The organism is Kitasatospora sp. NPDC001159 (genome assembly GCF_053598235.1).
The window spans coordinates 1-14256 of sequence record NZ_JBSFJV010000142.1; the positions used below are offsets into that span (position 1 = coordinate 1).

Sequence of the window (14256 nt, forward strand, 5' to 3'; positions counted from 1 at the left end):
AAGCGGCTCCAAGCGAGCCCACTCCTCGTCCGTCAGATCACCACGACCAGCCATACCAATCTAACGAGTCAGATGATCGGAGAGACACGCCCTAGCGACGGCCCGGGGTGCTGGCTGAGCGGCTGGACCGGTTGGAGGCGCTGGCGGAGATCGACCCGGACTGGAACCCGGCCTGGCCGCTGGACTGGCAACGCCACTACGCCGCCGTCGGCGAGTGCCTCGACGGCGGGGCGCAGCCGGCCGACCTGGTGCCGGGGGTGACGATCCACGGGCACGACGTCGGCCGGTGGCTGGAGCGCCAGCGTCAGCACATCGTGTGGCAGGGCCTCATGGACGGGCAGCGGGGGCGCCTGGCCGCGCTCGGCATCCAGCCGCTGGCGGCCCCGGCCGGAGCTGTGGAGAGCACGGCGGCGAAGGGCGCAGCGGGTGGGCGGAAGGCCGGTGCCGGGAAGGCGAGCGCGTTCGACCGCGGCCTGACCGCCCTCACCCAGTACAAGGCGCGTACCGGGACGGTCACCGTGGCGCGCGGCCACATCGAGGTTCTGGAGGACGGTGCGAACGATGGTCGAGGAGAAGAGGCAGCCCATGTAAAGCTGGGTATCTGGCTCTCCAATACGACAAGTCGGCGCGCGAAGCTCACCGAAGCCCAACTGGACCGGCTCGCTGAACTCGGCCTTGGCGTTAGAGGTCGTCGGCTAGCGGGGCGGGAAGGTTCGCGTTCGCGGTGTGCGCGACGGTTTGACGGCCACACGGTGCGCTACGGCATGGCTCTCGGCGACGCCCGGACCGTGGTCTTGCCTCTCGGCCCTCGGCATCTAATCGCACTCGGCCGCGAACACCGTGAAGTCCACATCACGCGCCAACACGTCGACCAGATCAACGAGATCCAGATCCGAGCCGCTGAGCAGCACGTCTTCTGCCGCCCTGGTTCACCTCTGGAGCGCTTCATCCTCGACACCATCAGAAGACGGGACCAGTGACGTCGGGTGTTCGTACCGCTGGTGGCCAGGATGCTTCCAACAGGTCGGCCGACTGGTTCCAGACGGCGGCCGGCGCCGCCCGGCGCCGCGTGAACTCCTCCACCAGCGCGACCAGCTCCGGGCCGGGCAGCGGGTCCGGGTCGGCCCCGGCCGCCAGGGCCCGGCGCAGCCGAGCCACGGCGAGGCGGGCCTGGTGGGTGCTCTCCAGCTCGTCTCGCCAGTCGCGGAATCCCGGTGGGCCTGGAAGATCCGCTCCAGCCGCCACGCCTTGTGCCGGTCCTTGGTATTGCCGTCGGAGGCGACCAGGCCGTGCAGCGCGAGATCGCCAAGCGCCTGCCGGACCGCCTTGTTCGACGTCGCCCGCGGGCGCAGCAGGCGCTGGAGCTGGCCGGCGGTCGCGACCTTGAGAACGCCGAGCGCGCCGAGGACATCAGCGCGCAGGGCGGTAGTCGAGCCGTTGGGGTTGGCCGCGCCGCGGGCGTACGCAGTCCGGCGTCGTCGGCCTGGTCGTGGTCGTCGTCCTGGCGGTCGTGGTCGGGGCGCTGGCGGGTGCTCACGGGCCATCGCCTGATGTCCCTGCCGCCGCTCATTTGAGTACGGGTACTCAGGTGTCAGCCCGGACCGCTCGCCTATGGTGACCGGTAGCCGACTTTCCTCCACTATCAGGCGCGGTACTGATGGTGCGGGTGGATCCCCTGGTCGCGGCCGGTTCATGTCTGCTTCGGCCGCCGATCACGGCCATAAGTAATCAGTTATCATCCGACAACAATCTGTCAGATGAATGCGGGCCTGGTGGCGGTCCGGGTCCGAAGTATCGGGGGGAGAAGACATGGCCGTTCCTGATCTGGCCTTGGAGTTCAAGGTCAATCCGGCCGAGTTGGACGGCTGCGGGCAGAGCGCTCAGCACATCGGGGGCCTGATACCGGGCGAGACGTCGAAGATCACCGAGCCGTGCAACCAGGCGTCGAGCACCCTGCAGGGCTGGCTCACGGGTGCCGCAGTGCACGACTGCGGCGCGAACTGGAAGACGCTGCTGGACAAGCTCGGTGGCGACATGGGCGATGTCGGCACCAAGCTCGCCACGACAGCCGCCTACTACCGCCAGGTCGAGAAGGACATCCACACGAGCATGCGGAACCCGGCCGCACCGATCCCGGACGAACCGGACCCCTTCGGCACGACCGTCGTTCCGGGCCCCGTGAAGCCCGCCAGCGCGAAGGCTGCCGAGTAAGCGATGGACATCAAGACGCTCTACGACGCCAACATCAACAACATCACCACCGCGAAGAACGCCTTCGACAAGCTCTACTCGGCCTTCAGCCAGCACGTGGAGAACTGGCAGCACGAGGTCACCGACCGGCTGGCCAACTCGCACTGGACCGGAACCGCGTCCGACCACGCCCAGGCCAGGATCCGGTTCCTCGGCACCGAACTCCAGTCCGCGAAGCAGGAACTCGACTTCGTCAGCAAGGCGCTAGCCAAGGCCGCCGAACAATTCGCGCTGGCCCAGGCCCACTTGGTCTACGCCCTCGACGACGCCAAGACCGCGAAGCTCAATGTGGCCCCTGACGGTCGCATCACATGGGACAAAGAACCCACGTCCCCGAACTACGCGGGCGCTGGCGCCGAGACGACGGCCATCGCCATCAGCAACCGCATCACCGCCGCGCTCAACGAAGCCGCCCACGCGGACCAGGAGATCAGCGCGCGCCTGAACCACCTCGCGACCAACGCGAGCAACGGCACCGGCCTGGACGCCGCCACGGTGGCCAAGGACCAGGCAGCAGAGACTGCCCGCGAGCAGGTGCCCGCCGCCGGCACCGACCCCAACAGCGTCAAGCAGTGGTGGAACAGCCTCACCGACACCGAGCAGCAGAAGTTCATCAACGACCACCCCGACCAGATCGGCAACCTCGACGGCGTCCCCGCCACCGCCCGCGACAAGGCCAACCGGATCAACCTGCAGCGCGGCAAGCAGGACCTCCAGCGCCAACTCGACGGCCTCGGCCCCGAGCCGAAGAAGAATCTGAGCGTCGCCGAGACCAACGGCGGACCCGTCGAGAACCCCGACTACACGGAGTGGAAGAAGAAGCACGACGACCTCGAAGACAAGCTGAAGGGCGTCAAGAGCATCGAGGAAAGGCTGAACACCAAGGTCGACGACGATCACCCGCCCACGTTCCTGATGGGTTTCGACACCAACGGCCACGGCCACGCCATCATCGCGGTCAACAACCCCGACACCGCCGACAACGTCTCGACCTACGTCCCCGGCACCGGAGCGCGCCTCGGCGCCAGCCTCCACAGCGACATCGAGCGGTCGGACCTGATGGTCGCCTCCGCCAACAAGGCCAACAAGAAGGCGGGAGACCCAAGTACCACGTCGTCGATCACTTGGGTCGGCTACGACGCACCGCAGTCGATCATCCCCGAGGCCGCGGACGACAAGTACGCGAAGAACGCGGAGGACAAGCTGAAAAGCTTCGAGAACGGGCTCCACGCCACACACCAGGGGAAGATCGCGAACAACACCATCCTCGCCCACAGCTACGGCACCACGACCGTCGGCTACGCCCTGCGCGACAAGGGGCTCCCGGTCGACAACGTCGTCCTCATCGCCAGCCCGGGCTGCGGCGTCGAACACGCCAAGGACCTGGGAATCGATCCGTCGCACGTGTACGCGGCGCAGAGCGACGGCGACTCGATCGGCTGGGCCGACGCCGCCGACCCCAAGGGGATGGCGAAGAACGTCCGCGACTACTACGCCCAGATATGGGGCGTAGGAAACTACTACTCCGGCGTAGACGCCAACGGTGTACATGTCGGAGGAGTCGACACTGACAACCACATGATCCATGGACGACAGACCACCGTCCCCGAGTTCGGCGCGCACATCCTGCCCACTAACCCCGAGGGCGGCCACTCCGACTACTGGAACGACGATTCGCCCACCTTGCCGGCCATGGGTGAGATCATCGCCGGAAAGCCGGTCTCATGAGCACCACCGAGCACGCCCCCCTGATCAAGCGGGTCACCGCCACCGCCACGCTGCTGATCGCCGTGCTGGCCCTGAACGCCTGCGGAGTGGGGACCCTGGACGAGCGGTCGAAACCCACGATCACCTTGGACCAGGCCAAGAAGCAGATCGACACCTACCTCACGGACATTCTGGCCAAACTGCCGGTCAAACCCGCGAAGAGCCCGGGTGACTTCAGCGACCTGGAATGCGACGCCAACGACATCGGCCCGCACGGCAGAACCCAGACCGGCCGGGAATACGACTTCGGCGACGTCCCCTCCGCGCCCAAGGCCCAGGCCGCGAAGGACTTCCGCGAGTTCCTGACCGGCCACGGCTTCGAACCGGATCCGAACGCCGCAGGATCACGTCCTGACTGGATCAGAATGAAGAACCCCAAGGACAACTTCCTCGCCACCCTGGACGGAGTCTCCGACTCCAGCCACAACCTCTCCCTCCGGGTCAGTTCCCCCTGCGTCTGGCCCAACGGAAAGCCACCGGCCTGATCCGACCCGCCCCCCTGGGCCGCACCCCGAGGGTGCGGCCCCCAACACGTCCCCGCAGGTCGCTGCACATCCGGTGACCGGGTTCAGCGGTGTGGTTCGGGTTCCGTGCGTGGTTCGGTTAGGCAGGTCAGGGCTTGCGGTCGAGCAGCAGGGCCAGGAGGGTGCGGGCCTCGCGTCGGCGGGCGGGGGTGGGGGCGGCGATGGCGGTGAGCGCGAGGACGGTGATGGTGGCCAGGTAGCCGGAGGCCGTGGTGGCCAGGGCGAGGGTTGCGGGGTCGTGGGTGGGCACAGGGGTCTCCGGGTTCGGTGCGGGGCCGGGCCCGCGCGGCGGCGTGGGCCCGGCGGGGTCAGTGGGCGGCCAGTTCCTGGAGCTGGTGGGCGATGTCGCCGGTGGGCAGGCTGAACGGCCCGCACATCTCGTTATGGGCGCCGGGCAGTGCGTCGATGGCCTCGCGCAGTGCGTGGTCTGGGCTCGGCAGGCCGGCGGTGTCGGGCATCGGCGGGGCCGTGAGCGCCGCCAGGTGCGGGTAGCCGGGTACGTCCGGCATGGCGGGTGGCAGGGGCGCCGGGGCGTCTTCGTCCATACGGGCCGCCTGGTGGAACCAGTGCTCCGCGTCGCGCAGCTCACCCATGCGGATGTGGTGGAGGTAGAGGCAGTAGGCGGCGGTGAGGTTCCCCGCCCCGGCGGCGAACTGCCACCACCACTGGGCGTCGCAGGGCTGGCCCGTGAGGTCGAGCAGGCAGCCGAAGACCAGGCCCCCACGCGGCTCCCACCGCGTCACGAGGCCGTCCATCCAGGTGTAGGCGTCCGGCTCGTTGATCACGAGCTTGGCCAGGGCCGTCAGGTCCCGGCCGGCGTCGTCGAGCAGGAAGTCCTTTGCGGTTCCCGCCCCGGCCGGTGCGGCGGGCCTGGGCGGGAACACGCCGGACCGCGTGGCCACGGCGGGGGCCACGGCTGCTCGACGGGCGGCCTGCCGGTCGGCGATGTACCGGCGCCCGGCGTCGAGGTCGTAACGGGGGCGGGCGTCGGGAGCGGGGCTGGCGGCCTCCAGCAGGCGGTCGATGTTGTGGGTCACCGAGATCACTCCTGGTCGTGCTTGGGGCCGGGGCGCAGCAGGCGGCGCAGCGCAAGGCGGGCTTCGATCTTGGCCTTGGCCTGTGAGGTGAGCGAGCGGACGGTGGTCTCGTCGATGCCCATCGCCCGGGCCGTGCGCGCGACGCTGTACTTGTTGAGGTAGCGCAGGATGATGACGTCGAACTTCGCACCCGACAGCTCCAGGACCGCGGCCGCCACCGAGACGCCCACCTCCAGGTCCGTGACGTCGGCGTCGATACCGGCGATCAGCGGCTCCGCCTCGCGGTGCACCACGATGGAGAACACGACCCGCTCGATCAGCAGGCGGTGTTCCTCGTCCCGGACCCGCTGCGCCTCGACCGTGTGGCGCAGCGCGGCCCAGGCGTAGGCATGGGGGTTGGGCTGGGTCAGCACGCGGTCCCAGCGGTCGACGAGGGCGAGGAAGACGTCGTCTACGACGCGCGAGGGCCGGGTCGTCGAGGACGGTGAGCGCGTAGTCGAAGTAGGGCTGGGCGTGGAGTTCCCGGAATCCCTGGAAGGCTATGGGCAGATAGATGCGTGGGGCGGTTCCGGCGGCGTCGGTGAAGGACGGCTCGCTTATCACGCCTCCCGCGCCGGGTCCGGGACGCTGGCGCGCGGCCGCAGGCAGCGGTCGGTCCCCAGGGCGGGGCTGGCGGTAGGGCGGCAGGGGCTGCCGACGGGTCGAGCGGGGGCGGGGATGGGGGTGTGCATGGGTGTAGGGGGTTTCCTCACTGAGGCGTAGGAAGGGGCTTGTCGTGACGCTCCGTCGGTGATCGGTGGACGGAGCGTTGCGACAGGCAGCATCATGTCGTTCGAACACCGGGATCGTTCACGCCCCGAAGGTAAAGAGTTTCGAGCGTCATATTCTGAGGTTTAGACGCCGACTTGATGTAAAAGCGGGCGGATCGCGCCGAAGCCTGACGGTGGCCCACCCCGTTGACCACGTGACGGCTTCAAGTCGTGACGACTCGCCCACGCCGTTTCGAACGGGCCGGGAGAACCGAGGCGCGGACCGTTTCGCAGACAGCTTGGTCGTCGGCATCGGTTGAGGTGGCGCGCAGACCGGCCCGGTCGACGGGCTGAGTGGAGCGGGCCGGCGGCGAGGCGCAGCCGAGCGGCGGTTAGGTCACCCGTACGATTGCACGGTGGGAAAGCAGAAGACCTTCGAGTACCCAGACGACTTGATCGAGGCGCAGCGGGCGCTGATGGCCGTGCAGGCCGAGCGCCGTGCCTACCTGGCATCGCTGCCGTTGTGGGGCGGCGATTTGGAGGCGGCGCGGCAGGGCCTGAGCGACGAACAGCAGGCGGAGTCCGCCCGGTTGGAGGAGGCTGAGCGGCAGGCGTCCCATCTCGTTTGGGCCGACGAGTACTGGGCGAAGCTGTCCGGCAAGGACCGCGTCGCTGCCCGCAGTCAGCTCCAGCACATCGACGACCCGGCGCTGTCGGACGAGGTGGCGTAGTCGGCGGATCGGCTCGAATCCCCGGGCCTTGGCCCGAGCCGGGCGACATGCCGAAGGCGCCGGGCCACCATGGTGGCCCGGCGCCTTCGGCATGTCGCCCGGCTCGGGCCAAGGCCCGGGGATTCGAGCCGATCCGCCGACTACGCCACCTCGTCCGACAGCGCCGGGTCGTCGATGTGCTGGAGCTGACTGCGGGCAGCGACGCGGTCCTTGCCGGACAGCTTCGCCCAGTACTCGTCGGCCCAAACGAGATGGGACGCCTGCCGCTCAGCCTCCTCCAACCGGGCGGACTCCGCCTGCTGTTCGTCGCTCAGGCCCTGCCGCGCCGCCTCCAAATCGCCGCCCCACAACGGCAGCGATGCCAGGTAGGCACGGCGCTCGGCCTGCACGGCCATCAGCGCCCGCTGCGCCTCGATCAAGTCGTCTGGGTACTCGAAGGTCTTCTGCTTTCCCACCGTGCAATCGTACGGGTGACCTAACCGCCGCTCGGCTGCGCCTCGCCGCCGGCCCGCTCCACTCAGCCCGTCGACCGGGCCGGTCTGCGCGCCACCTCAACCGATGCCGACGACCAAGCTGTCTGCGAAACGGTCCGCGCCTCGGTTCTCCCGGCCCGTTCGAAACGGCGTGGGCGAGTCGTCACGACTTGAAGCCGTCACGTGGTCAACGGGGTGGGCCACCGTCAGGCTTCGGCGCGATCCGCCCGCTTTTACATCAAGTCGGCGTCTAAACCTCAGAATATGACGCTCGAAACTCTTTACCTTCGGGGCGTGAACGATCCCGGTGTTCGAACGACATGATGCTGCCTGTCGCAACGCTCCGTCCACCGATCACCGACGGAGCGTCACGACAAGCCCCTTCCTACGCCTCAGTGAGGAAACCCCCTACACCCATGCACACCCCCATCCCCGCCCCCGCTCGACCCGTCGGCAGCCCCTGCCGCCCTACCGCCAGCCCCGCCCTGGGGACCGACCGCTGCCTGCGGCCGCGCGCCAGCGTCCCGGACCCGGCGCGGGAGGCGTGATAAGCGAGCCGTCCTTCACCGACGCCGCCGGAACCGCCCCACGCATCTATCTGCCCATAGCCTTCCAGGGATTCCGGGAACTCCACGCCCAGCCCTACTTCGACTACGCGCTCACCGTCCTCGACGACCCGGCCCTCGCGCGTCGTAGACGACGTCTTCCTCGCCCTCGTCGACCGCTGGGACCGCGTGCTGACCCAGCCCAACCCCCATGCCTACGCCTGGGCCGCGCTGCGCCACACGGTCGAGGCGCAGCGGGTCCGGGACGAGGAACACCGCCTGCTGATCGAGCGGGTCGTGTTCTCCATCGTGGTGCACCGCGAGGCGGAGCCGCTGATCGCCGGTATCGACGCCGACGTCACGGACCTGGAGGTGGGCGTCTCGGTGGCGGCCGCGGTCCTGGAGCTGTCGGGTGCGAAGTTCGACGTCATCATCCTGCGCTACCTCAACAAGTACAGCGTCGCGCGCACGGCCCGGGCGATGGGCATCGACGAGACCACCGTCCGCTCGCTCACCTCACAGGCCAAGGCCAAGATCGAAGCCCGCCTTGCGCTGCGCCGCCTGCTGCGCCCCGGCCCCAAGCACGACCAGGAGTGATCTCGGTGACCCACAACATCGACCGCCTGCTGGAGGCCGCCAGCCCCGCTCCCGACGCCCGCCCCCGTTACGACCTCGACGCCGGGCGCCGGTACATCGCCGACCGGCAGGCCGCCCGTCGAGCAGCCGTGGCCCCCGCCGTGGCCACGCGGTCCGGCGTGTTCCCGCCCAGGCCCGCCGCACCGGCCGGGGCGGGAACCGCAAAGGACTTCCTGCTCGACGACGCCGGCCGGGACCTGACGGCCCTGGCCAAGCTCGTGATCAACGAGCCGGACGCCTACACCTGGATGGACGGCCTCGTGACGCGGTGGGAGCCGCGTGGGGGCCTGGTCTTCGGCTGCCTGCTCGACCTCACGGGCCAGCCCTGCGACGCCCAGTGGTGGTGGCAGTTCGCCGCCGGGGCGGGGAACCTCACCGCCGCCTACTGCCTCTACCTCCACCACATCCGCATGGGTGAGCTGCGCGACGCGGAGCACTGGTTCCACCAGGCGGCCCGTATGGACGAAGACGCCCCGGCGCCCCTGCCACCCGCCATGCCGGACGTACCCGGCTACCCGCACCTGGCGGCGCTCACGGCCCCGCCGATGCCCGACACCGCCGGCCTGCCGAGCCCAGACCACGCACTGCGCGAGGCCATCGACGCACTGCCCGGCGCCCATAACGAGATGTGCGGGCCGTTCAGCCTGCCCACCGGCGACATCGCCCACCAGCTCCAGGAACTGGCCGCCCACTGACCCCGCCGGGCCCACGCCGCCGCGCGGGCCCGGCCCCGCACCGAACCCGGAGACCCCTGTGCCCACCCACGACCCCGCAACCCTCGCCCTGGCCACCACGGCCTCCGGCTACCTGGCCACCATCACCGTCCTCGCGCTCACCGCCATCGCCGCCCCCACCCCCGCCCGCCGACGCGAGGCCCGCACCCTCCTGGCCCTGCTGCTCGACCGCAAGCCCTGACCTGCCTAACCGAACCACGCACGGAACCCGAACCACACCGCTGAACCCGGTCACCGGATGTGCAGCGACCTGCGGGGACGTGTTGGGGGCCGCACCCTCGGGGTGCGGCCCAGGGGGGCGGGTCGGATCAGGCCGGTGGCTTTCCGTTGGGCCAGACGCAGGGGGAACTGACCCGGAGGGAGAGGTTGTGGCTGGAGTCGGAGACTCCGTCCAGGGTGGCGAGGAAGTTGTCCTTGGGGTTCTTCATTCTGATCCAGTCAGGACGTGATCCTGCGGCGTTCGGATCCGGTTCGAAGCCGTGGCCGGTCAGGAACTCGCGGAAGTCCTTCGCGGCCTGGGCCTTGGGCGCGGAGGGGACGTCGCCGAAGTCGTATTCCCGGCCGGTCTGGGTTCTGCCGTGCGGGCCGATGTCGTTGGCGTCGCATTCCAGGTCGCTGAAGTCACCCGGGCTCTTCGCGGGTTTGACCGGCAGTTTGGCCAGAATGTCCGTGAGGTAGGTGTCGATCTGCTTCTTGGCCTGGTCCAAGGTGATCGTGGGTTTCGACCGCTCGTCCAGGGTCCCCACTCCGCAGGCGTTCAGGGCCAGCACGGCGATCAGCAGCGTGGCGGTGGCGGTGACCCGCTTGATCAGGGGGGCGTGCTCGGTGGTGCTCATGAGACCGGCTTTCCGGCGATGATCTCACCCATGGCCGGCAAGGTGGGCGAATCGTCGTTCCAGTAGTCGGAGTGGCCGCCCTCGGGGTTAGTGGGCAGGATGTGCGCGCCGAACTCGGGGACGGTGGTCTGTCGTCCATGGATCATGTGGTTGTCAGTGTCGACTCCTCCGACATGTACACCGTTGGCGTCTACGCCGGAGTAGTAGTTTCCTACGCCCCATATCTGGGCGTAGTAGTCGCGGACGTTCTTCGCCATCCCCTTGGGGTCGGCGGCGTCGGCCCAGCCGATCGAGTCGCCGTCGCTCTGCGCCGCGTACACGTGCGACGGATCGATTCCCAGGTCCTTGGCGTGTTCGACGCCGCAGCCCGGGCTGGCGATGAGGACGACGTTGTCGACCGGGAGCCCCTTGTCGCGCAGGGCGTAGCCGACGGTCGTGGTGCCGTAGCTGTGGGCGAGGATGGTGTTGTTCGCGATCTTCCCCTGGTGTGTGGCGTGGAGCCCGTTCTCGAAGCTTTTCAGCTTGTCCTCCGCGTTCTTCGCGTACTTGTCGTCCGCGGCCTCGGGGATGATCGACTGCGGTGCGTCGTAGCCGACCCAAGTGATCGACGACGTGGTACTTGGGTCTCCCGCCTTCTTGTTGGCCTTGTTGGCGGAGGCGACCATCAGGTCCGACCGCTCGATGTCGCTGTGGAGGCTGGCGCCGAGGCGCGCTCCGGTGCCGGGGACGTAGGTCGAGACGTTGTCGGCGGTGTCGGGGTTGTTGACCGCGATGATGGCGTGGCCGTGGCCGTTGGTGTCGAAACCCATCAGGAACGTGGGCGGGTGATCGTCGTCGACCTTGGTGTTCAGCCTTTCCTCGATGCTCTTGACGCCCTTCAGCTTGTCTTCGAGGTCGTCGTGCTTCTTCTTCCACTCCGTGTAGTCGGGGTTCTCGACGGGTCCGCCGTTGGTCTCGGCGACGCTCAGATTCTTCTTCGGCTCGGGGCCGAGGCCGTCGAGTTGGCGCTGGAGGTCCTGCTTGCCGCGCTGCAGGTTGATCCGGTTGGCCTTGTCGCGGGCGGTGGCGGGGACGCCGTCGAGGTTGCCGATCTGGTCGGGGTGGTCGTTGATGAACTTCTGCTGCTCGGTGTCGGTGAGGCTGTTCCACCACTGCTTGACGCTGTTGGGGTCGGTGCCGGCGGCGGGCACCTGCTCGCGGGCAGTCTCTGCTGCCTGGTCCTTGGCCACCGTGGCGGCGTCCAGGCCGGTGCCGTTGCTCGCGTTGGTCGCGAGGTGGTTCAGGCGCGCGCTGATCTCCTGGTCCGCGTGGGCGGCTTCGTTGAGCGCGGCGGTGATGCGGTTGCTGATGGCGATGGCCGTCGTCTCGGCGCCAGCGCCCGCGTAGTTCGGGGACGTGGGTTCTTTGTCCCATGTGATGCGACCGTCAGGGGCCACATTGAGCTTCGCGGTCTTGGCGTCGTCGAGGGCGTAGACCAAGTGGGCCTGGGCCAGCGCGAATTGTTCGGCGGCCTTGGCTAGCGCCTTGCTGACGAAGTCGAGTTCCTGCTTCGCGGACTGGAGTTCGGTGCCGAGGAACCGGATCCTGGCCTGGGCGTGGTCGGACGCGGTTCCGGTCCAGTGCGAGTTGGCCAGCCGGTCGGTGACCTCGTGCTGCCAGTTCTCCACGTGCTGGCTGAAGGCCGAGTAGAGCTTGTCGAAGGCGTTCTTCGCGGTGGTGATGTTGTTGATGTTGGCGTCGTAGAGCGTCTTGATGTCCATCGCTTACTCGGCAGCCTTCGCGCTGGCGGGCTTCACGGGGCCCGGAACGACGGTCGTGCCGAAGGGGTCCGGTTCGTCCGGGATCGGTGCGGCCGGGTTCCGCATGCTCGTGTGGATGTCCTTCTCGACCTGGCGGTAGTAGGCGGCTGTCGTGGCGAGCTTGGTGCCGACATCGCCCATGTCGCCACCGAGCTTGTCCAGCAGCGTCTTCCAGTTCGCGCCGCAGTCGTGCACTGCGGCACCCGTGAGCCAGCCCTGCAGGGTGCTCGACGCCTGGTTGCACGGCTCGGTGATCTTCGACGTCTCGCCCGGTATCAGGCCCCCGATGTGCTGAGCGCTCTGCCCGCAGCCGTCCAACTCGGCCGGATTGACCTTGAACTCCAAGGCCAGATCAGGAACGGCCATGTCTTCTCCCCCCGATACTTCGGACCCGGACCGCCACCAGGCCCGCATTCATCTGACAGATTGTTGTCGGATGATAACTGATTACTTATGGCCGTGATCGGCGGCCGAAGCAGACATGAACCGGCCGCGACCAGGGGATCCACCCGCACCATCAGTACCGCGCCTGATAGTGGAGGAAAGTCGGCTACCGGTCACCATAGGCGAGCGGTCCGGGCTGACACCTGAGTACCCGTACTCAAATGAGCGGCGGCAGGGACATCAGGCGATGGCCCGTGAGCACCCGCCAGCGCCCCGACCACGACCGCCAGGACGACGACCACGACCAGGCCGACGACGCCGGACTGCGTACGCCCGCGGCGCGGCCAACCCCAACGGCTCGACTACCGCCCTGCGCGCTGATGTCCTCGGCGCGCTCGGCGTTCTCAAGGTCGCGACCGCCGGCCAGCTCCAGCGCCTGCTGCGCCCGCGGGCGACGTCGAACAAGGCGGTCCGGCAGGCGCTTGGCGATCTCGCGCTGCACGGCCTGGTCGCCTCCGACGGCAATACCAAGGACCGGCACAAGGCGTGGCGGCTGGAGCGGATCTTCCAGGCCCACCGGGATTCCGCGACTGGCGAGACGAGCTGGAGAGCACCCACCAGGCCCGCCTCGCCGTGGCTCGGCTGCGCCGGGCCCTGGCGGCCGGGGCCGACCCGGACCCGCTGCCCGGCCCGGAGCTGGTCGCGCTGGTGGAGGAGTTCACGCGGCGCCGGGCGGCGCCGGCCGCCGTCTGGAACCAGTCGGCCGACCTGTTGGAAGCATCCTGGCCACCAGCGGTACGAACACCCGACGTCACTGGTCCCGTCTTCTGATGGTGTCGAGGATGAAGCGCTCCAGAGGTGAACCAGGGCGGCAGAAGACGTGCTGCTCAGCGGCTCGGATCTGGATCTCGTTGATCTGGTCGACGTGTTGGCGCGTGATGTGGACTTCACGGTGTTCGCGGCCGAGTGCGATTAGATGCCGAGGGCCGAGAGGCAAGACCACGGTCCGGGCGTCGCCGAGAGCCATGCCGTAGCGCACCGTGTGGCCGTCAAACCGTCGCGCACACCGCGAACGCGAACCTTCCCGCCCCGCTAGCCGACGACCTCTAACGCCAAGGCCGAGTTCAGCGAGCCGGTCCAGTTGGGCTTCGGTGAGCTTCGCGCGCCGACTTGTCGTATTGGAGAGCCAGATACCCAGCTTTACATGGGCTGCCTCTTCTCCTCGACCATCGTTCGCACCGTCCTCCAGAACCTCGATGTGGCCGCGCGCCACGGTGACCGTCCCGGTACGCGCCTTGTACTGGGTGAGGGCGGTCAGGCCGCGGTCGAACGCGCTCGCCTTCCCGGCACCGGCCTTCCGCCCACCCGCTGCGCCCTTCGCCGCCGTGCTCTCCACAGCTCCGGCCGGGGCCGCCAGCGGCTGGATGCCGAGCGCGGCCAGGCGCCCCCGCTGCCCGTCCATGAGGCCCTGCCACACGATGTGCTGACGCTGGCGCTCCAGCCACCGGCCGACGTCGTGCCCGTGGATCGTCACCCCCGGCACCAGGTCGGCCGGCTGCGCCCCGCCGTCGAGGCACTCGCCGACGGCGGCGTAGTGGCGTTGCCAGTCCAGCGGCCAGGCCGGGTTCCAGTCCGGGTCGATCTCCGCCAGCGCCTCCAACCGGTCCAGCCGCTCAGCCAGCACCCCGGGCCGTCGCTAGGGCGTGTCTCTCCGATCATCTGACTCGTTAGATTGGTATGGCTGGTCGTGGTGATCTGACGGACGAGGAGTGGGCTCGCTTGGAGCCGCTT

General features: G+C 68.8%; 20 protein-coding genes. 10 read left to right on the plus strand and 10 right to left on the minus strand.

Annotated features, from left to right (window positions below; genetic code table 11):
- Positions 1-107 precede the first annotated feature (107 nt).
- Positions 108-980, plus strand: a complete 873-nt coding sequence (locus tag ACWC9T_RS37700) for a Helicase associated domain protein (protein WP_449825555.1) — start codon at positions 108-110, stop codon at positions 978-980.
- On the opposite strand, the gene ACWC9T_RS37705 is transcribed toward ACWC9T_RS37700, so the two are convergent.
- Positions 961-1245, minus strand: a complete 285-nt coding sequence (locus ACWC9T_RS37705; RefSeq protein WP_449825556.1) for a hypothetical protein — start codon at positions 1243-1245, stop codon at positions 961-963. The two genes, ACWC9T_RS37700 and ACWC9T_RS37705, sit on opposite strands and share 20 nt — an antisense overlap.
- Positions 1246-1289: 44 nt before the next feature.
- On the opposite strand from ACWC9T_RS37705, the gene ACWC9T_RS37710 reads away from it, so the two are divergent.
- From ACWC9T_RS37710 to ACWC9T_RS37725, 4 genes are all read left to right on the plus strand, one after another.
- Positions 1290-1574 carry a hypothetical protein gene (locus tag ACWC9T_RS37710; protein ID WP_449825557.1) on the plus strand — a complete coding sequence of 95 codons (285 nt, stop codon included), beginning with the start codon at positions 1290-1292 and terminating at the stop codon, positions 1572-1574.
- 235 nt (positions 1575-1809) lie between these two features.
- Complete coding sequence (locus tag ACWC9T_RS37715) at positions 1810-2211, plus strand: WXG100 family type VII secretion target (RefSeq protein ID WP_449825558.1); 402 nt, start codon at positions 1810-1812, stop codon at positions 2209-2211.
- 3 nt (positions 2212-2214) lie between these two features.
- Positions 2215-3978: an alpha/beta hydrolase gene (locus ACWC9T_RS37720; RefSeq protein WP_449825559.1), complete on the plus strand. Its 1764-nt coding sequence runs from the start codon at positions 2215-2217 to the stop codon at positions 3976-3978.
- The gene (locus tag ACWC9T_RS37725; protein WP_449825560.1) at positions 3975-4502 is read left to right on the plus strand and encodes a hypothetical protein; all 528 of its coding nucleotides are present in this window, start codon (positions 3975-3977) and stop codon (positions 4500-4502) included. Before ACWC9T_RS37720 ends, ACWC9T_RS37725 begins: the two co-directional genes overlap by 4 nt.
- 127 nt (positions 4503-4629) lie before the next feature.
- Here ACWC9T_RS37725 and ACWC9T_RS37730 read toward each other — a convergent pair whose 3' ends face one another.
- The 3 genes from ACWC9T_RS37730 to ACWC9T_RS37740 are packed head-to-tail and all read right to left on the minus strand — an operon-like array spanning position 4630 to position 5991.
- Complete coding sequence (locus ACWC9T_RS37730) at positions 4630-4791, minus strand: hypothetical protein (RefSeq protein ID WP_449825561.1); 162 nt, start codon at positions 4789-4791, stop codon at positions 4630-4632.
- Positions 4792-4849: 58 nt separating this feature from the next.
- Positions 4850-5578: a hypothetical protein gene (locus ACWC9T_RS37735; RefSeq protein WP_449825562.1), complete on the minus strand. Its 729-nt coding sequence runs from the start codon at positions 5576-5578 to the stop codon at positions 4850-4852.
- Positions 5579-5583: 5 nt separating this feature from the next.
- Positions 5584-5991, minus strand: coding sequence for an RNA polymerase sigma factor (locus ACWC9T_RS37740; protein WP_449825563.1), 408 nt, complete (start codon positions 5989-5991; stop codon positions 5584-5586).
- Between the two features lie 752 nt (positions 5992-6743).
- Here ACWC9T_RS37740 and ACWC9T_RS37745 point away from each other — a divergent pair.
- On the plus strand, positions 6744-7058 hold the full coding sequence (locus tag ACWC9T_RS37745; RefSeq protein WP_449825564.1) for a hypothetical protein: 315 nt from the start codon (positions 6744-6746) through the stop codon (positions 7056-7058).
- A 140-nt stretch (positions 7059-7198) separates the two neighbouring features.
- Here ACWC9T_RS37745 and ACWC9T_RS37750 read toward each other — a convergent pair whose 3' ends face one another.
- Positions 7199-7513: a hypothetical protein gene (locus tag ACWC9T_RS37750; protein WP_449825564.1), complete on the minus strand. Its 315-nt coding sequence runs from the start codon at positions 7511-7513 to the stop codon at positions 7199-7201.
- A 752-nt stretch (positions 7514-8265) separates the two neighbouring features.
- On the opposite strand from ACWC9T_RS37750, the gene ACWC9T_RS37755 reads away from it, so the two are divergent.
- The 3 genes from ACWC9T_RS37755 to ACWC9T_RS37765 are packed head-to-tail and all read left to right on the plus strand — an operon-like array spanning position 8266 to position 9627.
- Positions 8266-8673, plus strand: a complete 408-nt coding sequence (locus tag ACWC9T_RS37755; protein WP_449825563.1) for an RNA polymerase sigma factor — start codon at positions 8266-8268, stop codon at positions 8671-8673.
- A 5-nt stretch (positions 8674-8678) separates the two neighbouring features.
- Entirely contained in the window at positions 8679-9407 is a 729-nt protein-coding gene (locus ACWC9T_RS37760; RefSeq protein ID WP_449825562.1) for a hypothetical protein, read from the plus strand.
- A 58-nt stretch (positions 9408-9465) separates the two neighbouring features.
- Positions 9466-9627: a hypothetical protein gene (locus ACWC9T_RS37765; RefSeq protein WP_449825561.1), complete on the plus strand. Its 162-nt coding sequence runs from the start codon at positions 9466-9468 to the stop codon at positions 9625-9627.
- A gap of 127 nt (positions 9628-9754) precedes the next feature.
- On the opposite strand, the gene ACWC9T_RS37770 is transcribed toward ACWC9T_RS37765, so the two are convergent.
- The 4 genes from ACWC9T_RS37770 to ACWC9T_RS37785 form a co-directional block, all read right to left on the minus strand.
- Complete coding sequence (locus ACWC9T_RS37770) at positions 9755-10282, minus strand: hypothetical protein (RefSeq protein WP_449825560.1); 528 nt, start codon at positions 10280-10282, stop codon at positions 9755-9757.
- Positions 10279-12042, minus strand: a complete 1764-nt coding sequence (locus tag ACWC9T_RS37775; RefSeq protein ID WP_449825559.1) for an alpha/beta hydrolase — start codon at positions 12040-12042, stop codon at positions 10279-10281. Before ACWC9T_RS37775 ends, ACWC9T_RS37770 begins: the two co-directional genes overlap by 4 nt.
- 3 nt (positions 12043-12045) lie before the next feature.
- Positions 12046-12447 (minus strand): WXG100 family type VII secretion target, encoded by a 402-nt coding sequence (locus ACWC9T_RS37780; RefSeq protein WP_449825558.1) that lies wholly within the window; start codon positions 12445-12447, stop codon positions 12046-12048.
- A gap of 235 nt (positions 12448-12682) precedes the next feature.
- Positions 12683-12967 carry a hypothetical protein gene (locus tag ACWC9T_RS37785; protein WP_449825557.1) on the minus strand — a complete coding sequence of 95 codons (285 nt, stop codon included), beginning with the start codon at positions 12965-12967 and terminating at the stop codon, positions 12683-12685.
- Between the two features lie 44 nt (positions 12968-13011).
- Between ACWC9T_RS37785 and ACWC9T_RS37790 the strand changes: the two genes are divergently transcribed.
- Positions 13012-13296: a hypothetical protein gene (locus tag ACWC9T_RS37790; RefSeq protein ID WP_449825556.1), complete on the plus strand. Its 285-nt coding sequence runs from the start codon at positions 13012-13014 to the stop codon at positions 13294-13296.
- Here ACWC9T_RS37790 and ACWC9T_RS37795 read toward each other — a convergent pair.
- Positions 13277-14149, minus strand: coding sequence for a Helicase associated domain protein (locus tag ACWC9T_RS37795; protein ID WP_449825555.1), 873 nt, complete (start codon positions 14147-14149; stop codon positions 13277-13279). The genes ACWC9T_RS37790 and ACWC9T_RS37795 overlap by 20 nt on opposite strands.
- Positions 14150-14256: the final 107 nt, after the last annotated feature.